Genomic DNA, 18,595 nt, shown 5'->3' on the forward strand with positions numbered 1-18,595 from the left:
ACCCGCGCTCCACCGGGTTCGTTGGTGGGGTTTCGAAACCGATCAGGATGACGATGACCGATACGCCCCCCGTTCCGAACGAAAACAAGTCCCCCTATCCGATCGAGGAGGCGCCGCACGCGGGCGGCGGCGAAGCGATCTCCGCTGCCAAGGACGCCAAGGAATCGCGCGCGCGCGGGCTTTCGGCGACGACGCTGGGCGTGGGTGCCGCCGTCGGCATCGGATCGGCCGCGATCGTCGCGGCGCTGCTCTATGCCCGCAGCGGCAGGAAGAACGGCGAAAAGAGCTAGGCCGCGCGGCGACGGGCGCGGCAGGGCCGATTCCAACGCATCGCCGGGAAGAAGAAATGGCGCGCCCGGCAGGGTTCGAACCTGCGACCCCAAGCTTAGAAGGCTCGTGCTCTATCCAGCTGAGCTACGGGCGCGCGCGGGTCTTCGTTAGCGTGGATTGCCTAAGCACGGAACCGCGATCATAACGATCCGCATGACCGAGGGGGACGGCAGACCGGTGCAGGTGCGCGCGCGCGAGATCGCGGGCGGCCATTTCCGCTATTTCGATTATGTGATGGTGGCGTTCGTCGTCATCCTGCTGCTGTCGAACGTGATCGGCGCGGGCAAGGTGGCGCAGATCTGGCTGCCGGGCGTGGGCTTCTGGCCGTTCGGCGCCGGGATCCTGTTCTTCCCCGTTTCCTATGTCATCGGCGACGTGCTGACCGAGGTCTATGGCTATGCCCGGGCGCGGCGCGTGATCTGGGCGGGATTCGCCGCCGTGCTGTTCATGGCGCTGATGAGCTGGATCGTCGTGATCCTTCCTCCCGCGCCCGACTGGGAGAATCAGGCCGCCTATGAAGCGATCTTCGGCCAGGTGCCGCGGATCGTGTTCGCATCGGTGATCGCTTTCTGGTGCGGCGAGTTCGTCAACAGCTTCGTGATGGCGAAGATGAAGCTGTGGACCAAGGGCCGGCATCTGTGGAGCCGCACGATCGGATCGACGGTGGCGGGGCAGGGAGTCGACAGCTTGATCTTCTATCCGCTCGCCTTCTGGGGCGCGGACGGCTGGACCAACGAGCTGGTGCTGACGGTGCTGGTCACGCAATGGGTGTTGAAAGTGAGCTGGGAAGTGCTGCTGACGCCGGTCACCTATCTGGTGGTCGGCTTCCTCAAGCGGCGCGAAGGCGTCGACGTCTATGACGAGGAAACGAACTTCACGCCCTTCGCCGTCCGCGTCTGACCATGAACATCTTTCAGGAAACGAAGCTGTGGCTCGTCGAGCATCTGCTGCTCGCGAAAGATGCACTGCACATCTACGTCGGGCTGATTCTCTTCTTCGGCGTTGCGCTGGTCTTTCGCTGGCGGATCGGCGGCTGGAAGCCGTGGGCGGTCGTGCTCGTCGCGGCGCTGGCGGGCGAGGCGTGGGACATCGTCGATACGGCGCGCGCGGGCATCCCGCAGCTGCCGTGGGAGAATCTGAAGGACATCTGGAACACGCTGTTCTGGCCGATCGCGATTACCGCGCTGGCGCGGTGGACGCGGGTGTTCGAGCGCGAAGGCTCAGGCGACCGCTTCTAGCAGCCCTTCGAACAGGCGGCGCCCGTCGGTGCCGCCATGGGCGGCTTCGATCCGGCGCTCGGGGTGCGGCATCATGCCCAGCACGTTGCCCTGCGCGTTGAGGATGCCGGCGATGCCGCGTGCCGAGCCGTTGACGTCGCCCGCATAGCGGAAGGCGACGCGGCCTTCGCCTTCGAGCCGGTCGAGCGTTTCGGCATCGGCGAAATAATTGCCGTCGTGGTGCGCGACCGGAATCGTGATCTGCTCGCCCGAGCGATAGCCGCTGGTGAAGATCGACTGGCTGTTGTCGACGGTGAGCGGAACGTCGCGGCAGACGAAATCGAGCCGCTCGTTGCGCATCAGCGCGCCGGGCAGGAGCCCGGTTTCGGTGAGCACCTGAAAGCCGTTGCAGATGCCGAGCACCGGCATGCCGCGCTCGGCGGCGTCGGTCACGGCGCGCAGGATCGGCGAGCGGGCGGCGATGGCGCCGCAGCGCAGATAGTCACCGTAGGAGAAGCCGCCGGGCAGCGCGATCAGGCCGATGCCGTCGGGCAGCTCGGTCTCGCGATGCCAGACCATCGCCGGCGCCGTTCCGGTGACCTGTTCGAGCGCGGTCGCGATGTCGCGGTCGCAGTTCGAGCCCGGGAAGACGACGACGGCGGTCTTCACAGCTTTTCGACCCGATAATTCTCGATCACCGTATTGGCGAGGAGCTTGCGGCACATGGCGTCGATATCCGCGTCGCTGGTGCTGTCGGCGACGTCCATCTCGAACAGCTTGCCGGCGCGCACGTCGTCGACCCCGGCGAAGCCGAGCGAATCGAGCGCGTGCTGGATGGCCTTGCCCTGCGGGTCGAGCACGCCGTTCTTGAGCGTCACGATGATGCGGAGTTTCATGCCCCGCCCTATGGCCCCGCCGCGCGCCGCCCGCAAGGGGATCAGAAGTAGCGCGCCACTCCGATGCGGAAGCGCAGCCGATCGTTGGCGAAATAGGGGAGCGAGGAATCGGTGCGGGTGTAGCTGGCGCTGAGCTGGGGCGAGAAGCCGAGCAGCCGGATCTTGCGATTGCCCAATGTGGCGCGCGCGGTGTAGCGCCAGTCCTCGCGCGGATCGGGCGAGAAGAAGGCCATCGGCGCATCATATTCGGCGCGGCTGACCGTGCCCGACAGGCCGAAGCTGATGCCATGCGCCAGTTCGCCGCCGACGCCGGCGATCACGCCGAGTTCGGTGCTCGAATAGGTCTCCGCACCCAGCGAATCGCGCCGTCCGAACACGCCTCCGGACACGACGATCGCGCGCGCGACCGCACGCTCATAGGTGGCATAGGCGCCGATCTGCCAGCCGCTATAGGCATCGTCGAAGCGGGCCTCGGTGTGCCGCGCGTCGAGCTGGAGGCCGATCTGTTCGCGGTTGCTGAGCCGGGCCTGGAAGCCGGTCTTCACGCCCGCCTGACGGCTGACGAGATCGCCGCCGTACCAGCGCTGGGCGCCGACCGCCTGCACCGAAACGCTGGCGGCGGAGGAGAGACGGAATTCGGGGCCGGCGGCGAGCTGGACGAGATAATCGTCGTAGGATTCGCCCGAAAAATTGGTGCCGCTGCTGTCGAGATCGACGAGCATCAGCGTGCCCTCGGCGACCGGCAGGCGCAGCCCGGCGGATATGACCGCGCTCTGGCCGGTGCCCGAACGGGCGCGCGCCTCGTCGTCGAGCGTGAGCGGGATCGGCGTGTCGCCGAAGAGGATGTTGATCCGCTCTGCATCGGTGGCGTTGTTGATGTTGCTGTCGGGCACGAGCGCGAAATCGACGTCGAAGCGCCAGCCGCGCTGCTGGCGGATCACGTCGCGTACCGCGCGGATCGTGCGGGCGACGTCGGGCGGCAGATCCTGGTCCTGCGCGGCGATGCGGAACTGGCGGTCGGCGCTCGCGGTCTTGCCCATCGCCAGCATGGCGCGGGCGAGCTCGAGCCGCACGCGGGTCTGGCTCGGGTCGTCGGCCAGGATCGCGCGATACTGTTCGGCGGCGGCGGCGTGATCGCCTGCGGCGGATGCGGCGATTCCAGTGAGGAAGCGCGTTTCGAGCCGCAGCGCCGGGACATGGGCGAGCGCCTGGAGCATCGGCCGCGCCTCTTCGGTGCGGCCCGCCAGGACGAGCCGCTGTGCCTCGGCGAGAAGTTGAGCGGGCGTGAGCCGCGCGACGCAGGTGGACGCGGCGCACTGGTCGATCAGCGCCTGCGACTGCGCCTGCCCATGGGCCTGCGACTGCGACTGCGCCTTGGCGGGCAGGGCGGCGGCGAGCGGCGCCACCAGCAGCAGCGCCGCCCCGGCGAGCCGGGGGAGACGCATCAGCGCTTGCCCGTGAACGCACCCAATATGTCGACGCGCTGATCGGGGATGCCGCCGACGACGCGGAAGCCGCCGCCGATTTCCTCGCCATTGGGGCCGAAGAAGGCGCCGTCGATGCTCGATCCGGCGACGTTCACGCTGATCTCGCGCGCGCCGTTCGCAAAGGTGAAGCCGGCCGGCGCGGTGAAGACGAAATTTCCGCCATCGGCGAACGAGCCGATGAACCCGCCGGTGCCGGCGAGATCGATCCGCGCGGTGCCGCTGCCGGTGAAGCTGCTGCCGGCCGTGACGAAAGCGGTCTGCGGCCCGGTTTCATGGTCGTAATACGGATCGAGGACGATACCGGCCAGCGAGAGCGTGAGGTTGCCCGTGGCGAAGTTCACGCTGACGTTCGAGCGACCCGAGAGCCACTGGAAATAGGTGGGGAGAACGGCGCCCATGTCGCCGTCGAAAGTGGGGTTATAGACCATCGTCGCGAGCATGTTGCCGCTGTAGCTGCCGCTGCCGCTGGTCGGGACGGCGCCATTGCTGGTCTGCACGCCATAGGCGAAGGCGCCGCGCTCGAGATGCCAGCGCGTCTGCTTGATCGTGGTGCCGCCGACCGTGACTTCCTCGAACCCCAGCGCATTGCGGACATAGCCGGCCAGGCTGACATAGCGGGTATTGGTGCCCGGCTTTTCGTAGAAGAGCGTCGTCGAGGTGTAGCTCGAGCCGACCTCGCCGTTCGGCGCGGTGTCGTTGTCGCCCGGATCGACGAAGCCGGTGCCGCTCCAGCTATAGGGTGCGCGTGGATCGCCGTCGCCGGCCTGGAGATACTGGACGTCGGGGTTCGCGGCCGCGCCGGCGGGAAGTCCGTTCAGATTGGGGACGCCCCACTGCGGCTGCTGCGCTCCGCCGAAGTTGGTGCGTGCCGCCGGATCCTGGAAGCGGGTGCCGGCCGCGGCGCCGCTCTTGGGATCGTTGATCGTGAGGGTGAAGATCGCCGAGCGCGGATCATAGGCGACCGCGATCTCGCTGTTGCGGACGGTGCTCGCCTCGCCCGAATAGATCTGGCCCTGCTGATCGCAGCAGTTTCGCGAATCGGTGGTATATTCATAGACCTGGACGCCGCCGATGCCGGTGTAGCTGCGCGCCTCGACGGGGTTCACGAACTGGCTGTAGCTGTCCGTGGGAGCAGGGGTGCCACCGCCCGAGGGCGGGGCGACGCTGCCGACCGTCTGCGGCGACGTGTCGCCGCCACAGGCCGCGAGCGTGAGCCCGCCGGCGAGGACGACATAGTTCCGGATCGAGCGCATCGCGAAGTTCCTCTGCTGCGTATCGCCGCAGAACTACCGGTGCGATGGTTAAGAAGCCTTTTAAGCGGGCCGCGCCGCGCTGCCTTTCGGACGATATCGGACGCCGGAGCGGGGCCGGCTCAGCGGCCCCGGCGCTTGCGGTGCGATTCGAGGTCGAGCACTGCCGAATCCGCGCCCTCCGGCAGCAGCCCGAGCCGGCGGGCGACTTCCTGATAGGCTTCGACTTCGCCGCCGAGATCGCGGCGGAACCGATCCTTGTCGAGCTTTTCGTTGGTCGCCATGTCCCACAGGCGACAGCCGTCGGGGCTGATTTCGTCGGCGAGGATCACGCGCGGATAGTCATTGTCCCAGATGCGGCCGAATTCGAGCTTGAAGTCGACCAGACGGATGCCGATGCCGGCGAACAGGCCCGAGAGGAAATCATTCACCCGGATCGCCATGTCGGCGATGTCGTGCAATTCCTCCTGCGCCGCCCAGCCGAAGGCGAGGATATGCTCGTCGGTCACCATCGGATCGTTGAGCGCATCGTCCTTGTAATAATATTCGATGATCGTGCGCGGCAGCTGCGACCCTTCCTCGATGCCGAGGCGGGTGGCGAGGCTGCCGGCGACGACATTGCGCACCACGACTTCGATCGGGATGATCTCGACCTGGCGAATGAGCTGCTCGCGCATGTTGAGACGGCGGATGAAGTGAGTCGGAATGCCGATCCCGCCCAGCAGCGTGAAGACATGCTCGCTGATGCGATTGTTGAGCACGCCCTTGCCGTTGATCGTGCCCTTCTTCTGCGCGTTGAACGCAGTGGCATCGTCCTTGAAATACTGGATCAGCGTGCCCGGTTCGGGACCCTCGTACAGGATCTTGGCCTTGCCTTCGTAAATCTGGCGGCGGCGCGGCATGCGACGGGTCCCCTGAAATGCGCTGCCCCGGCGGCGCGGGTCACGCGCTCGTGCCGGGGCGAAGGCTTGCGGCTATAGCCAAAGGACCGGCGGGGCGCAATCAGCCGCCGTGCAGAAAGCGGGGCGGTCTATCGCTCGTCGTCGTCCTCGTCGCGGGCGAACCAGCGCTGGATGAGATTGCGATCGTCGCCGGAGTCGCGATCCTGCACCGGCACGGCGTTGGGCACCGGATCCTCGCCCTCGGTGCGCGGACGGCTGGTGCTGTGGATCACCAGCCGCAGCAGGAACACGATGACGATCATCAGCACCAGCCATGGGCCGATCCCGGCCAGCAGCTGAACCACGCCCGCCACCGATTTCTCGAGCGTCTCGCCGGCGTTGCGGAAGCTGGCGTCGGGAGTCGAGCCGAGCGGCGTCAGCGCATTGCTCGATTCATAGGTGATGAGCACCGGAGCGGTCGCGTAGGATTCGGTACGGCCGTCCTGAACCTCGGAAATCGTCGCCAGCGCCGCCCGGATGCGATCGGCGCGGGCGGCGGCCTCCGGCCCCGGGCGCTGCTCGGCCTCTTCGAGCGCCTGTTGCAGCCGATCGGTCAACGACGCGGTGCGCCGCGCGGTCAATTCGCCGCCTGCGATTTCGGTATCGACGAGCTGCCCGTCGGCGCTTGCCACCGCTTCGGTGACGGCATCGCCAAAGGCGCGGGCGATCGCCGGATCGATCTTGACCGTGAGCACCGCGGTGACTCTGCTCGCATCCTTGACGCGATAGCGCACCGCAAGCACGCGACAGCGCTGCTCGCCCAGCCGGTCGCAGGCGTCGGCATTGCTTTCCAGAACGGGCTTCACGCGATCGCCGGGCAGGCGGAAGGCATAGCGATAATCGAAGGGGCTGCCGGTGGCCGCAAAGGCGGCCGCAGCCTCGCGCGACGCGAAATCGGGCGCCGCCGTCTCGGTTTCGTCTCGATCTCCGCCGATCGGATCGCATCCGCCGAGCAACATCAGCGCAGCAAGTGCCGCAAACCTTGCCTCGATTCGCATCGAGCCCTCCCTGTCCAGGCTGCCGAATAGCGAAGATTTGGTTAATTCCCAACTCCGGCACGCCTCGACTGTTCCGTTTCGGGAACGATTGTGACTTGCGTATTGCGGCCGCCCCGGCGGCCCGCCGAGTGCCTTCGCGGTTGCAGCCGCACGGGGTGCCCCGCTATCGCCGCGCGATGGCCCTCGATCTCGTTCCTCCCGAACCCACGGACGTCCCCTTCGACAGCGCGCTTTCCGAGCGTTACCTCGTCTATGCGCTGTCGACGATCACCGCGCGGTCGCTGCCGGACGTGCGCGACGGGCTGAAGCCCGTCCATCGCCGCCTGCTGTGGGCGATGCGGCTGCTGCGGCTCGATCCGGCGAGCGGATACAAGAAGTGCGCGCGCGTGGTCGGCGACGTGATCGGCAAATATCATCCGCACGGCGACGCATCGGTCTATGACGCGATGGTCCGGCTCGCGCAGACCTTCGCGCTGCGCTACCCGCTGGTCGACGGGCAGGGGAATTTCGGCAACATCGACGGCGATAACGCCGCCGCCTATCGCTACACCGAGGCACGGCTGACCCAGGTCGCGATCGACCTGATGGAAGGGCTGGACGAGGACGCCGCCGACTTCCGCCCGACCTATAACGGCGAGGAACAGGAGCCCGAGCTGTTTCCCGGGCCGTTCCCCAATCTGCTGGCGAACGGCGCGCAGGGGATCGCGGTGGGCATGGCGACCTCGGTCCCGCCGCACAACGCCGCCGAGCTGCTGAGCGCGGCGATCGCGCTGATCGACACTCCGCATGCCGACGATGGCGTGGTGCTCGAACATGTGAAGGGCCCGGATTTCCCGACCGGCGGGATCGTCGCCGATTCGCCCGCGGCGATCGCCGAGGCCTATGCCAGCGGCCGCGGATCGTTCCGCGTGCGGGCGAAATGGCATCAGGAGGATCTGGGCCGCGGCACCTGGGTCACGGTGGTCACCGAGATCCCCTACGGCGTCTCCAAGGGCAAGCTGATCGAGGCCATCGCCGCGCTGATCAACGACAAGAAGCTGCCGATCCTGGCCGATGTGCGCGACGAGAGCGCCAAGGACATCCGCATCGTGCTCGAGCCGCGCAGCCGCACCGTCGATCCGGGCACGCTGATGGACGGGCTGTTCCGCCTTTCCGAGCTCGAGACGCGGGTGCCGCTCAACCTCAATGTGCTCGACAAGAACCACACGCCGCGGGTGATGGGCCTGCGCGAGGCGCTCGCCGCATGGGTCGAGCATCAGTTCGTCGTGCTGCGCCGGCGTTCCGAGCATCGGCTGGCGAAGATCGGCGATCGGATCGAGCTGCTCGACGGCTATCTGATCGCGTTCCTCAATCTCGACCGAGTGATCGAGATCATCCGTACCGAGGACGAGCCCAAGCCGGTGATGATCGCCGAGTTCGCGCTGACCGACCGGCAGGCCGAGGCGATCCTCAACATGCGGCTGCGCAGCCTTCGGCGGCTCGAGGAGATGGAACTGCGCCGGGAGCGCGAGGGGCTGGAGAAGGAAAAGGGCGAGCTGGAACAGCTGCTCGGTTCCGAGGCGCGGCAGCGCACGCGGCTGAAGCGCGATTTCGGCAAGATGCGCGAACGCTACGGCCTCGAGACCGAGCTCGGCCGCCGGCGCACCGTGGTCGAGGAAGCGGCGCCCGCGCGCGACATTCCGCTCGAAGCGATGATCGAGCGTGAGCCGATCACGGTGATCCTCTCGCAGCGCGGCTGGATCCGCGCGATGAGGGGGCATGTGGAGCTTTCCGCCGCCGAGACGCTGAAGTTCAAGGAAGGCGACGGGCCGCTGTTCGCCTTTCATGCGCAGACGACCGATAAGCTGCTGCTCGCCGCCGACACTGGCCGGTTCTATACGCTGGCAGCGGACAAGCTGCCGGGTGGGCGCGGCTTCGGCGAGCCGGTGCGGCTGATGATCGACCTGGAAGGCGAGCGGAACATCGTCGGGCTCTTGCCGGCAAGCGCGGCCGAGCGGCTGCTGGTGGCGGCGAGCGACGGACGCGGGTTCGTCGTGAAGACCGGCGACGTGCTCGCCGAAACGCGCAAGGGCAAGCAGGTGGTCACGCCGCGGGCGGGCGCGGCGCTTCAGGTCGTGCGGCCGCTGGCGCCGGAGGACGATGCGGTCGCCGTGATCGGCGACAACCGCAAGCTGCTGGTCTTCCCGCTGTCCGAAGTCGCCGAACTGGCGCGCGGGCAGGGTGTGCAGCTCCAGCGCTATCGCGAAGGCGGGCTGGCCGACGTCACGGCTTTTCGCATGGAAGACGGGCTGCGCTGGCGGATGGGCGGCGAGCAGGGACGCATTCGCACCGAGACCGATCTGACGCCGTGGCGCGCGGCGCGTGGCGCTGCCGGGAGAATGCCGCCGCAGGGTTTCCCGAGGGACAATCGGTTCTGAGACGATAGGGTTCTCGCCTCGCCGAGTTTTTGCTTGCTTCAGCAGCTCTTAACCAATGTCCGGTAGCGCCATCGATGATGGTGTCCCGAAAAGCACGCCTTGCGACTTCTCGATCCGTGCCGGACACTCCGGCTGCGGAGGCGCCGCCGTTCGGTCCGCAGGCGAGCTCGATCGTGCTCGATTTGCTGCCCGTTCCGGCAGCGCTCGTCGATCTGAACGGGGATCGTTTCGCGTTCGAGGCCGTGAACCGGCCGTTCCGGATGGCCGGTCTCGGCACCGTGGCGGCGGAATCGCCGGTGATCCGGCTGCTCGGCTCGCGCATTCGAGGCTTTCTTGAATCGGACGAGACTCATCTCGAATTCGCCTGGCAGTTCGGCGACGAAGTCGACTGCCGCTATTTCCGGGTGATGTTCGCGCGGCGCGCGGGCAGGCGGTCCGCCCTGCGGTGCCTGGTGACGCTGGTGGATCAGACCGCCGAGCTGCGGACCGAGCACAGTTTGCGCCGCGAGATGATGACCGACAGCCTGACAGGACTGCCGAATCGCGCGGGCTTCAGCGACATGCTGGAGAATGCCGTCGGGGCGGATGCGATCGAAGGCTATGCTGTGCTCGCAGTCAACCTCGACCGGTTCAGCCGAGTCAATGCCTGCATGGGCGCGCTGGCGGGCGACGAGCTGCTGATCTCGCTCGCGCGGCGGCTGAAGGGTGCGCTGCGCGGCCGCGACGTGCTGGCGCGGATGGGCGGCGACGAATTCGGCATCCTGCTGACGCTCGACGACGGGCCGGGGGACGCGCTGCACGTCGCCAAGCGCATCCATGCCGCGCTGGCGAATCCGTTCCGGCTTTCCGATTTCGAGATCCGAGTGGAATGTTCGATCGGCGTGGCGCTGGGATCGCACGACATCGAGGACCCCGAGGATCTGATCCGGCACGCGCAGTTCGCCGTGAAGCGATCCAAGAAGAGCGGGCGCACCGAAATTTATCAGGCCCGCACGTTCGACATTGCGCGCGAACAATTCGGGATGGAAACCGAGCTGCGCCGTGCGATCGACAGCGGCAAGCTGACGCTGAGCTTCCAGCCGATCTGCGATCTGGCCAGCGGCCGGATCGTCTCGTTCGAGGCGCTGGCGCGCTGGACGAACGAGCAGGGCGTACGGCTTTCACCCAGCGAGTTCATCCCGGTAGCGGAGGAATCGGGGCTGATCGTTCCGCTCGGTCGCTGGGCGATGGAGGAAGCCGCGCGGACGCTGGCCGAATGGGACGCGACGGCGGGAGGCGATTGCGGCGTGAAGGTGGCGGTGAACCTGTCGGCGATCCAGCTGCAGCGCGACCAGATCGCGCCGATGGTGAAGGCGGCGCTCGACACGCACGGCGTGTCGGGCACGCGGCTGACGCTCGAGCTGACCGAAAGCGCGATCGTCACCGATCCCGATCGAATCGCGCAGACGATGAAGGCGTTGAAGGATCTCGGCACCACGCTGGCGATGGATGATTTCGGCACCGGCTATTCGAACCTCGCCTATCTCCAGCGGCTGCCGATCGACCTGCTCAAGATCGACCGCAGCTTCGTTTCCGGAATGCTCGCCGACCGCGACAAGGTGGCGATCGTCCGCGCGATCCTGAGCCTGGCACATGCGCTGGGGATGGAGACCACCGCCGAGGGGATCGAGACCAACGAACTGGGACAGACGCTGGCGGCGCTGGGCTGCAACTATGGGCAGGGCTTTCTCTATGCCCGGCCGCTCGAAGCCGGTGACGCCTATGCGTTGCTTCAGGAACGCAACGCCTGAGCCACTTCCGCGTCGGCGATTTCGCTGACACGCGCTGCGTCCGGGAACCCCTCGTCGATCCAGCGATCCTCCACCCGGCGCAGCGTGCGCGCGACGTCGGGCCCCTTGCTCAATCCGCGCGCGATGAGCGCGCCGCCGGTAAGCGGCAAGCGGGGAACCTCCCAGTGCGACAGGTGCCGCGCTGCGATCACCGCATCCGTCGGCTCGGCGACGTGCACCAGCATCCGGTCAATCGCTCCCTCGCGACCGAGGAGATAGGCGGCCCGATAGGGCGACTCCATGAGATCGGGGACGACCGCGCTTGTAAGCCGGTTTCGATGTGCCTTCGACAGCTTGAGCCGCGTGGCGATGCCCTCCGCCAGTTTCGGATCGTCCGGCAGCAGCGCCGCAAGCCGGCGGATCGGATCGGGAGATATCTCCGCGGCGGCCTCGGAGTCGGCACAGCGTTCGAGCCGTGCGACGCCAGCCGCAGTGATTTCCGGCAGCACCGGCCGAAAAATGCCGTGTTCGATCATCAGCGACACCACGCGCACCGCGTCCCGCGCCACCAGCAGCTTCAGCAGCTCTTCGGCGATCCGTTCGCGGCTGAGCGCCATCAGGTCGTTCGCGCGCGCCGCGCAGGCAGCGAGCCCCTCGGGATCGGGCGCGTCGCCGAAGCGGGCGAGAAACCGGAAGAAGCGCAGGATACGCAGATGATCCTCCGCAATCCGGCGATAGGGATCGCCGATGAACCGCACGCGCCGCGCATCGAGATCGGCGAGCCCGTCGAAATAGTCGAAGATCGTGCCGCTCGCCGGATCGGCATAAAGCGCGTTCATCGTGAAGTCGCGCCGTGCGGCATCCTCTTCCCACGCATCGGTGAACGCGACGGTGGCGTGGCGGCCGTCGGTCGCGACATCGCGGCGCAGCGTGGTCACTTCGACGGGACCGCTTTCCAGCACCGCAGTGATGGTGCCGTGCGCGAGCCCGGTCGGAACCGCGCGAATCCCCGCCGCCTTCAGCAGCGCGAGCACCTGTTCGGGCGCGTGCCGTGTCGCGATGTCGATGTCGTGGACCGGCAGGCGCAGGAGCGTGTCGCGGACCGCACCGCCGACCAGCCGCGCCCTGTCGTCGCGCGCACCGAGCACTTCCGCCAGCCGGTCGAGCCCCGGGCGGTGCCGCCATTCGCCATCGGGAAGCGTTATGCGGTCCATCGCAGCCGCCGCGAGAGATTGACGACCATCGCCGCGGTCGCGCCCCAGATCCGGCGGCCTTCCCAGTGAATCTCGAAATACCAGCGCTCGCGACCCTGCCATTCGAGCGAGCCTTCCTTGTGATTGGCTTCGTCGAGCAGGAAGGAGAGCGGAACTTCGAAGACCTCCGCCACTTCGGCCTCGTGCGGGGTGAGATCCAGTCCGGGCGGCACGACCGAAAGCACCGGTGTGACTTCGAAGCCAGTGACGGTGCGATAGCGATCGGCAGTGCCGATCACTTCGACTCGGTTCGGATCGAGGCCGATCTCCTCCTGCGCCTCGCGCAGCGCGGCGGCGATCGCATCCTCGTCGGCATCGATCCGGCCGCCGGGAAAGGCGACCTGGCCGGCATGGGTGCGCAGAGTCTCGGTGCGGCGCGTGAGAATCACGCCCGGCTGGGGCCCGTCGGTGACGGCGACGAGCACCGCCGCCGGATAGGCGGCGACGGCCGGGTCCTCGTCGCGAAAGTCGCCGGTCAGCAGCACGGGATGGTCGCGGTCGGCGGCGGCGAGCGCGACGCGCAGGCGATCGGCGAGCTTCATGCGGGCTCCAGCGGGAAGAAGGCGCCATTGCTCCACACGCCCGGCGGCTCGCTGCCGTTCGCGAGGGCGATCTCGGCGAGTTCGTAATAGACCGGGCGGGCGATCAGCGCCTCCAGCCCGCGGCGGACGTGGAGATAGGGGCGGGGGCCATCGTCGCGCGCCTCGAAGCGCAGCGCATTGTCCGCGCCGGCAGCGACGACGTCGCCGGTGTTGAGCCGAAAGGCGAGCTTCATCGCCGCGCCGGCGCCTTCGCGCTTCAGCTCGACCGCAGTGAAGGCGGCATCCTCCACTTCGATGTCGAGCTTTTCGACCGGCGTGACCAGGACATGGCGCCCGTCGGGCTCGCGGCGGAGGATGGTGGAGAACAGCCGGACCATCGCCGGGCGGCCGATCGGCGATCCCTGATGATACCAGGTGCCGTCGCGGCCGATCCGCATCTCGCTGTCGCCGCAATGGTCCGGGTTCCACTGCTCGACGGGCGGCAGCTTGTTCTCCTCCGCAAGACGGGCGATGTCGGCGAGCGAGAGGTTGGCGAAGTCGGGCGGGGTCGGTGCGGGCATGGCACGCAGGTAGGCGCGCGCGCGCGGAAGCGCAAAGCCTGTCAGAAAGTCTGTCAGACGGTCTGCAGGATGCGGGGGCCCAGCAGGCCGGGGCACTCGGGCACGGCGGCGCCGCGCGCGAGCAGCCGGTGCGGCTCGAACGGGCCGGGGAGGCGCCAGGCGCCGGTGCGCTCGGCCGAGAAGCCGAAAAAGCGGCCGTAATATTCGGGATCGCCGATCAGCATCTGCGGATCGGCGGCGGTGCGGTCGGCCGCAGCGAGCATCGCGCGCATCAGCGCGCGGCCGATGCCTTCCTGCTGCAGCGCGGGTTCGACCGCGACGGGGCCGACCATCACCAGCGGCAAGCGCGCGCCCGAATCGCAGGCGAGCGCCACCGGCCAGCTTTGCAGCGTGCCCGCCAGCGTCCCGTCGGCGAGCCGCGCGGCGAAGCTGAGCGGAGCGAGCCAGTCCATCCCCTCGCGGATGCGGTAGGCGGTGCGGCCGTGCCGGTCGCGGCCGAACGCGCGATCCAGCAGCGCCTCTACGGCGGCGGGTGCGACGGTTTCGAGCGGCACGAGATCGAGCAACGCGGCTTTCCTTTCGCTGCGCCCCGGTGGACGTGCGGGGCCGCGCGCTTTAGCCTTGATGCAATATGACGCAAGGCTGAATCGGAGCAGGCCCACGATGAAACTCTATGACGCCGAATGGGCGCCCAGCCCCCGCCGGGTCCGCATCTTTCTGGCCGAAAAGGGAATCGAGGTGCCCCGCGAGACGATCGACCTGCGCAGCGGCGAGCAATTGCGCGATTCCTATCTCGAGATCAACCCGCGCGGCGCGGTGCCGGCGCTCGAGCTCGACGACGGGCAGGTGCTGTGCGAATCGAGTGCGATCTGCCGCTATTTCGAAGCGGTGCAGCCCGAGCCGCCGCTGTTCGGCACGACCCCGGTCGAGATCGGCCGGATCGAAAGCTGGACCCGGCGGATCGAAGGCGACGGCTATGCAGCGGTCGCCTATGTCTTCCGCAACACGCTGCCCGCGCTCGAGGGCCGCGCGATCGTGGGCAATTTCGGCATGGTGCCGCAGATCCCCGAACTCGCGACCCGCGGAACGATCATGTGGACCGGCTTTCTGGAGGCATTCGACCAGCAGCTCGCGGATCGCGAATGGGTGACCGGCGAGCGCTTCACTTTTGCCGACATCACTGCGCTGGTGACGCTCGATTTCGCCAAGGCAGTGAAACTGCAGGTGCCCGAACGCCATGCCAATGTGCTGCGCTGGCACGCGGCGGCATCGGCGCGGCCGAGCGCCGCGGCCTGAGCGGCGGGCTTTCGCCGACGGACACTTCTGCTAAGGGCGCGGGCGAACCTCGCGCGAAAGGCCCGCGATTGCCCGACCTACTCCAGCTCCAGGTCCATGATCTGGAAGTCCGCGTCCTGACCGGCGTCTATTCCGAAGAGACGCACCTGCCGCAGCCGCTGCGCATCTCGATCACCGCCGATCTCGACATGCCCGAGCGCTTCGCGCCGGACACGCCGCTCAGCGCCTCGAAAAGCTATCTCGACCTGAAGCACGCGGCCACCACCGCGCTGCCGAAAGACGTGCATTTCACGCTGATCGAAGGCGTCGCCGAGCATATCGCCGAGACGCTGTTCGCAGGCGACGCGCGCGTCCGCCGCGTGGAAATCCGCATCGTGAAGCTGGCGATCGCCGAACAGGGCGAATCGATCGGGATCACGATGGTGCGTCACCGGCGCTGAGGCCGGAGCTCAGCCTCGGCAGGGGCCGAGGTCGCGCAGCACCAGCCGATAATCCTCGCGCGCGACCCGCGCCGTCATGGGCGATTCGGCGGCGATCGCCGATTCGGGCAATTCGGGCGGCAGACCACAGGCGAGCCGATACCAGAGGAAGGTGTCGCGCTGCGGCGGACCGGCCGAATCATCGACGATCTCGCCGAGCGAGACCGCCCAGCGCGGCGCCTGATTGGGCCGGCGGAGGATCTGGAGCGAGATCGGATCGTCGTTCGCCGTCCGCAGGAAGATCTGGGTTTCGCCTTCGCCCGGCAGCGTCCCGGGAACGTGGAAGGCATTGCCGATCCCGATGATTTCGGGAGGCGCGTCCGGAGAAACCGCCTCGCGCGCGATCGAGCGGACCATGGCGTCGAGCGGGGGGCTCCACGGGCGCTGGCCGTCGAGGCCGGTGAGCTGGAGCTGATCGGGACGTCCGGAAACGGGACGCGCGAACACCAACACGCGCTCGCGCCGCAGCCGGGGCGGACGGCCGCGGAAATCGAGCGGTACATCAACGAGATAGCCGATTCGCGCCGGCAGACCCGTGGTGCCGCGGATCAGCGCGTTCACATCGGCGGTGACATAATAGCGCACTCGGCCGGGCGGCACGTCGGCCGCTTCCGCGCCGCGGATCGTGGCCGTGCTGCGGACCGTCGCGTCGACGATCAGCGGGGCGCCGAGCACCTGGCCGGCGATCTCGCCATAGCCGGGAAGCGCTGGAGAATCCGCCGCGATTTGCGCGGGTTGGGCACTCGCAGCCACGGGTGCCGTAGCGGCAAACGCAGCAGAAAAGAGGAGGCTCGGGATACGGATCATGGTTTCTGGCGTTACGCGATCACAACGCCTGGATACAGAAATAAATCTGCCACCCGCCGACGTTACGTGTGCTGCGTCCGACAAAGCGTTTGCGTCCCTCGGGTCGCCACGATAGAAACTCGCGCTCTGCCGCCGGACGCAGGAGTGCGATCGGCAGGTGGGTTCACGCGTGGGTTGCAATAACCCGGGCTACCGGGACCCGCATGACGGGGATAGAGGAGTGACGTCGCCGAATGGCTTACGCTGACCGGAACACAAGTGGCAGCAGGATCGTCGCGATCGTAATGGTCGCGCTGATCGTGGCTGGCCTCGGATATGCCTTCGTCACCGGCCTGGCTTATCAGTATGTCAAGAAGATCCAGGAGGACCTGGAGACGTTTGACATCGAGGAGCCGCCGCCGCCGCCGGAGGAGGTTCCGCCTCCGCCGCCGCCGCCGGACACGCCTGTGCCGCCGCCGCCCACCACCGTGGTCGTTCCCAAGACGATCGTGCAGGTGCCGTCGCCGCCGCCCCCCGTCCGCACGGACTTCAACATTCCGCCGGCCCAGCCGACGATACCGCCCGCGCCGCCGGCTCCGCCCGCGCCGCCGCCTCCGCCGCCGCCTCCCCCGCCTCCGCCGCGGGTGGCCCAGCGCGCGGAACTGCGCAGCGGCTCGATTTCGAACGACGATTATCCGTCGGCCGCGCAGCGCGCCGGGGACGAGGGTGCCACCACGGTCCGGTACACCATCGGTACGGATGGTCGCGTCAGCTCCTGTTCGGTGGTCAATTCGAGCGGCTCTTCGACACTCGATTCGACGACCTGCTCGTTGCTCCAGCGCCGCTTCCGTTTCCGGCCCGCAGAGGATCAGAACGGAAACCGGATCGCCGAAACGCGTACCCAGACGGTGCGCTGGGAACTGCAACGTCGGTAACTGAGTGGCCGGCGCGCCACAGCGTGGCCCGCCGGAGAGTGCAACGACCAAGCGCTTACATATCAGAGGAAAGAAGAGAACATGCTCACGACAATTCTCGCCGCAGGCGTCGCGGCCGCTCCGGCCGGCGAAAACCCCTATGGTCTGGGCCCCGCGCTTCGCGAGGGCGGGATCATCGCTCAGTCGACTTTCGGCATCCTGGTGCTGATGCTGTTCGTCTCGCTCTACATCTTCTTCACGAAGCTGTTCGAGCAGCAGAAGATCATCAACCAGTCCAAGCGCGTCCGTAAGAGCTTCTGGGCATCGAACAGCCTGCGCGAAGGCGCGGCCAAGCTCGACAAGAACTCGGCCTATCGCCAGATCGTCGACGACGGCATCCAGGCGCAGGAGCAGTATCCGCAGCTGAAGGATCCGGTGGAAGCCCACGACTGGCTGCACGGCTCGCTCGCCCGTTCGGAAGCGTCGATCAACTCGGACCTCAACGGCGGCCTGGCGTTCCTCGCCACGACCGGCGCGACGGCGCCGTTCATCGGGCTGTTCGGTACCGTGGTCGGCATCTATCGCGCGCTGATCAAGATCGGCGCGGCCGGCCAGGCCTCGATCGACGCAGTCGCGGGTCCGGTGGGCGAGGCGCTCATCATGACCGCGCTCGGCCTCGTCGTCGCGGTTCCGGCTGTGCTGGCGTACAACTTCCTGCAGCGCCGCAACAAGGCGATCGCGGAAGACCTGAACGCCTTCTCGAACGACGTGCTGGGGTACATGGCCTCCGAAGGCCGCGTGCGTCCGGAAGTGGCCGTTCGCGGCGGCGCCAAGCCGGCCACGAAGAGCGCGACGGCCGGCCAGGCCGGCGGCGTGCAGACCCGCGCGTAAGCCGACGTGAATACGGGGCCGCGCGGTCGCGTGGCCCCGACGCTGCCGGAAGTCCCGGCAGTTCAAGGATTGAAGGATAGGATAGCGCGCAATGGCGATGAGCGTTGGCGGCGGCGACGATAACGCCCCCTTGTCGGACATCAACACCACGCCCCTAGTGGACGTGATGCTGGTGCTTCTGATCATCTTTCTGATCGCGGTTCCGGTCGTGATCCAGACGGTCGAGGTGAACCTGCCGCAAGTGGAGTTCGAGCCGACGACCACCAAGCCTGAGAATGTGTCGCTCTCCGTCCGCGGCAACGCCGAGGGTTGCGAAGTGTTCTGGGGCCTTACCCCGGTGACCAGCGGCGAACTGCTCGAGCGTGGCGTCGAGAAGCTCGAAACCGAGATCGAGCGTCAGGGCGGCGTCAATGCGCCGGGCTTGGAGCTTCCCGAAGTGCATATCCGCGGCGATGTGAACACGCCCTACCGCTGCATCGGCGGCACCATCTTCACCATGCAGCAGGCGGGCTTCGCGCGCGTCGGCTTCATTTCGGAGCCGGCGCCGGGCGGCGCCCCCGCGCTCTGAT

At 67.6% G+C, this 18,595-nt stretch carries 21 protein-coding genes and 1 tRNA gene; 10 read left to right on the top strand and 12 right to left on the bottom strand.

The genetic code is table 11. The features are described from left to right. The first annotated feature begins 53 nt into the window (after positions 1–53). The gene (locus H7V21_RS00895) at positions 54–290 is read left to right on the top strand and encodes a hypothetical protein (protein WP_188054779.1); all 237 of its coding nucleotides are present in this window, start codon (positions 54–56) and stop codon (positions 288–290) included. A 57-nt stretch (positions 291–347) separates the two neighbouring features. Here H7V21_RS00895 and H7V21_RS00900 read toward each other — a convergent pair. Beyond that, positions 348–424: transfer RNA gene (locus H7V21_RS00900), tRNA-Arg, on the bottom strand. Positions 425–483: 59 nt separating this feature from the next. On the opposite strand from H7V21_RS00900, the gene H7V21_RS00905 reads away from it, so the two are divergent. After that, positions 484–1,230 (top strand): queuosine precursor transporter, encoded by a 747-nt coding sequence (locus tag H7V21_RS00905; protein ID WP_188054780.1) that lies wholly within the window; start codon positions 484–486, stop codon positions 1,228–1,230. Between the two features lie 2 nt (positions 1,231–1,232). Then, complete coding sequence (locus H7V21_RS00910; protein WP_188054781.1) at positions 1,233–1,568, top strand: hypothetical protein; 336 nt, start codon at positions 1,233–1,235, stop codon at positions 1,566–1,568. Here H7V21_RS00910 and purQ read toward each other — a convergent pair. The 6 genes from purQ to H7V21_RS00940 form a co-directional block, all read right to left on the bottom strand. Continuing rightward, on the bottom strand, positions 1,551–2,216 hold the full coding sequence (gene purQ, locus H7V21_RS00915) for a phosphoribosylformylglycinamidine synthase subunit PurQ (protein WP_188054782.1): 666 nt from the start codon (positions 2,214–2,216) through the stop codon (positions 1,551–1,553). The two genes, H7V21_RS00910 and purQ, sit on opposite strands and share 18 nt — an antisense overlap. Further along, positions 2,213–2,443 (bottom strand): phosphoribosylformylglycinamidine synthase subunit PurS, encoded by a 231-nt coding sequence (purS, locus tag H7V21_RS00920; RefSeq protein ID WP_188054783.1) that lies wholly within the window; start codon positions 2,441–2,443, stop codon positions 2,213–2,215. Before purS ends, purQ begins: the two co-directional genes overlap by 4 nt. Before the next feature lie 41 nt (positions 2,444–2,484). After that, on the bottom strand, positions 2,485–3,888 hold the full coding sequence (locus H7V21_RS00925; RefSeq protein ID WP_188054784.1) for a surface lipoprotein assembly modifier: 1,404 nt from the start codon (positions 3,886–3,888) through the stop codon (positions 2,485–2,487). Next, positions 3,888–5,183: a transferrin-binding protein-like solute binding protein gene (locus H7V21_RS00930; RefSeq protein ID WP_188054785.1), complete on the bottom strand. Its 1,296-nt coding sequence runs from the start codon at positions 5,181–5,183 to the stop codon at positions 3,888–3,890. The genes H7V21_RS00925 and H7V21_RS00930 overlap by 1 nt, the downstream gene beginning before the upstream one ends. Before the next feature lie 119 nt (positions 5,184–5,302). Then, a complete protein-coding gene (purC, locus tag H7V21_RS00935) occupies positions 5,303–6,082 on the bottom strand; it encodes a phosphoribosylaminoimidazolesuccinocarboxamide synthase (RefSeq protein ID WP_188054786.1) in 780 nt (259 codons plus the stop codon). Positions 6,083–6,210: 128 nt separating this feature from the next. Next, a complete protein-coding gene (locus H7V21_RS00940) occupies positions 6,211–7,119 on the bottom strand; it encodes a hypothetical protein (RefSeq protein ID WP_188054787.1) in 909 nt (302 codons plus the stop codon). Positions 7,120–7,295: 176 nt separating this feature from the next. On the opposite strand from H7V21_RS00940, the gene parC reads away from it, so the two are divergent. Further along, positions 7,296–9,536: a DNA topoisomerase IV subunit A gene (gene parC / locus H7V21_RS00945; protein ID WP_188054788.1), complete on the top strand. Its 2,241-nt coding sequence runs from the start codon at positions 7,296–7,298 to the stop codon at positions 9,534–9,536. A gap of 77 nt (positions 9,537–9,613) precedes the next feature. Further along, the gene (locus H7V21_RS00950) at positions 9,614–11,326 is read left to right on the top strand and encodes a bifunctional diguanylate cyclase/phosphodiesterase (RefSeq protein ID WP_188056281.1); all 1,713 of its coding nucleotides are present in this window, start codon (positions 9,614–9,616) and stop codon (positions 11,324–11,326) included. On the opposite strand, the gene H7V21_RS00955 is transcribed toward H7V21_RS00950, so the two are convergent. Genes H7V21_RS00955 through H7V21_RS00970 form a run of 4 tightly spaced genes read right to left on the bottom strand, consistent with a single transcriptional unit; the run spans position 11,308 to position 14,226 of the window. Then, positions 11,308–12,519 (bottom strand): CCA tRNA nucleotidyltransferase, encoded by a 1,212-nt coding sequence (locus H7V21_RS00955; protein WP_188054789.1) that lies wholly within the window; start codon positions 12,517–12,519, stop codon positions 11,308–11,310. The two genes, H7V21_RS00950 and H7V21_RS00955, sit on opposite strands and share 19 nt — an antisense overlap. Next, positions 12,507–13,100: a CoA pyrophosphatase gene (locus H7V21_RS00960; RefSeq protein WP_188054790.1), complete on the bottom strand. Its 594-nt coding sequence runs from the start codon at positions 13,098–13,100 to the stop codon at positions 12,507–12,509. The genes H7V21_RS00955 and H7V21_RS00960 overlap by 13 nt, the downstream gene beginning before the upstream one ends. Continuing rightward, entirely contained in the window at positions 13,097–13,660 is a 564-nt protein-coding gene (locus tag H7V21_RS00965; protein WP_188054791.1) for a DUF1285 domain-containing protein, read from the bottom strand. Before H7V21_RS00965 ends, H7V21_RS00960 begins: the two co-directional genes overlap by 4 nt. A gap of 53 nt (positions 13,661–13,713) precedes the next feature. Further along, positions 13,714–14,226 carry a GNAT family N-acetyltransferase gene (locus tag H7V21_RS00970; RefSeq protein ID WP_188054792.1) on the bottom strand — a complete coding sequence of 171 codons (513 nt, stop codon included), beginning with the start codon at positions 14,224–14,226 and terminating at the stop codon, positions 13,714–13,716. 97 nt (positions 14,227–14,323) lie between these two features. On the opposite strand from H7V21_RS00970, the gene H7V21_RS00975 reads away from it, so the two are divergent. Together H7V21_RS00975 and H7V21_RS00980 are read left to right on the top strand one after the other, a co-directional pair. Next, a complete protein-coding gene (locus H7V21_RS00975) occupies positions 14,324–14,956 on the top strand; it encodes a glutathione S-transferase family protein (protein ID WP_188054793.1) in 633 nt (210 codons plus the stop codon). Positions 14,957–15,024: 68 nt separating this feature from the next. After that, positions 15,025–15,396 (top strand): dihydroneopterin aldolase, encoded by a 372-nt coding sequence (locus tag H7V21_RS00980; protein WP_188054794.1) that lies wholly within the window; start codon positions 15,025–15,027, stop codon positions 15,394–15,396. A gap of 9 nt (positions 15,397–15,405) precedes the next feature. Here the strand turns inward: H7V21_RS00980 and H7V21_RS00985 are convergent, their stop codons facing one another. Continuing rightward, positions 15,406–16,188, bottom strand: coding sequence for a hypothetical protein (locus H7V21_RS00985; protein ID WP_262503944.1), 783 nt, complete (start codon positions 16,186–16,188; stop codon positions 15,406–15,408). A gap of 338 nt (positions 16,189–16,526) precedes the next feature. Between H7V21_RS00985 and H7V21_RS00990 the strand changes: the two genes are divergently transcribed. From H7V21_RS00990 to H7V21_RS01000, 3 genes are all read left to right on the top strand, one after another. Then, positions 16,527–17,156 carry a TonB family protein gene (locus H7V21_RS00990; RefSeq protein WP_410482667.1) on the top strand — a complete coding sequence of 210 codons (630 nt, stop codon included), beginning with the start codon at positions 16,527–16,529 and terminating at the stop codon, positions 17,154–17,156. A gap of 81 nt (positions 17,157–17,237) precedes the next feature. Further along, positions 17,238–18,026, top strand: a complete 789-nt coding sequence (locus H7V21_RS00995; protein ID WP_188054796.1) for a MotA/TolQ/ExbB proton channel family protein — start codon at positions 17,238–17,240, stop codon at positions 18,024–18,026. Between the two features lie 91 nt (positions 18,027–18,117). Then, on the top strand, positions 18,118–18,594 hold the full coding sequence (locus H7V21_RS01000) for an ExbD/TolR family protein (protein WP_188054797.1): 477 nt from the start codon (positions 18,118–18,120) through the stop codon (positions 18,592–18,594). Position 18,595 lies beyond the last annotated feature (1 nt).

The sequence above is a fragment of the Sphingosinithalassobacter sp. CS137 genome, from assembly GCF_014334115.1.
Taxonomy (GTDB): Bacteria; Pseudomonadota; Alphaproteobacteria; order Sphingomonadales; family Sphingomonadaceae; genus Sphingomonas.

Excerpts from the sequence above, each read along its gene's own strand:
- H7V21_RS00895 (WP_188054779.1), top strand. The coding sequence starts at position 54 with ATGACCGATACGCCCCCCGTTCCGAACGAAAACAAGTCCCCCTATCCG.
- H7V21_RS00905 (WP_188054780.1), top strand. The coding sequence starts at position 484 with ATGACCGAGGGGGACGGCAGACCGGTGCAGGTGCGCGCGCGCGAGATC.
- H7V21_RS00910 (WP_188054781.1), top strand. The coding sequence starts at position 1,233 with ATGAACATCTTTCAGGAAACGAAGCTGTGGCTCGTCGAGCATCTGCTG.
- purS (WP_188054783.1), bottom strand. The coding sequence starts at position 2,443 with ATGAAACTCCGCATCATCGTGACGCTCAAGAACGGCGTGCTCGACCCG.
- H7V21_RS00925 (WP_188054784.1), bottom strand. The coding sequence starts at position 3,888 with ATGCGTCTCCCCCGGCTCGCCGGGGCGGCGCTGCTGCTGGTGGCGCCG.
- H7V21_RS00930 (WP_188054785.1), bottom strand. The coding sequence starts at position 5,183 with ATGCGCTCGATCCGGAACTATGTCGTCCTCGCCGGCGGGCTCACGCTC.
- purC (WP_188054786.1), bottom strand. The coding sequence starts at position 6,082 with ATGCCGCGCCGCCGCCAGATTTACGAAGGCAAGGCCAAGATCCTGTAC.
- H7V21_RS00940 (WP_188054787.1), bottom strand. The coding sequence starts at position 7,119 with ATGCGAATCGAGGCAAGGTTTGCGGCACTTGCTGCGCTGATGTTGCTC.
- parC (WP_188054788.1), top strand. The coding sequence starts at position 7,296 with ATGGCCCTCGATCTCGTTCCTCCCGAACCCACGGACGTCCCCTTCGAC.
- H7V21_RS00950 (WP_188056281.1), top strand. The coding sequence starts at position 9,614 with ATGGTGTCCCGAAAAGCACGCCTTGCGACTTCTCGATCCGTGCCGGAC.
- H7V21_RS00955 (WP_188054789.1), bottom strand. The coding sequence starts at position 12,519 with ATGGACCGCATAACGCTTCCCGATGGCGAATGGCGGCACCGCCCGGGG.
- H7V21_RS00960 (WP_188054790.1), bottom strand. The coding sequence starts at position 13,100 with ATGAAGCTCGCCGATCGCCTGCGCGTCGCGCTCGCCGCCGCCGACCGC.
- H7V21_RS00965 (WP_188054791.1), bottom strand. The coding sequence starts at position 13,660 with ATGCCCGCACCGACCCCGCCCGACTTCGCCAACCTCTCGCTCGCCGAC.
- H7V21_RS00975 (WP_188054793.1), top strand. The coding sequence starts at position 14,324 with ATGAAACTCTATGACGCCGAATGGGCGCCCAGCCCCCGCCGGGTCCGC.
- H7V21_RS00990 (WP_410482667.1), top strand. The coding sequence starts at position 16,527 with ATGGTCGCGCTGATCGTGGCTGGCCTCGGATATGCCTTCGTCACCGGC.
- H7V21_RS00995 (WP_188054796.1), top strand. The coding sequence starts at position 17,238 with ATGCTCACGACAATTCTCGCCGCAGGCGTCGCGGCCGCTCCGGCCGGC.
- H7V21_RS01000 (WP_188054797.1), top strand. The coding sequence starts at position 18,118 with ATGGCGATGAGCGTTGGCGGCGGCGACGATAACGCCCCCTTGTCGGAC.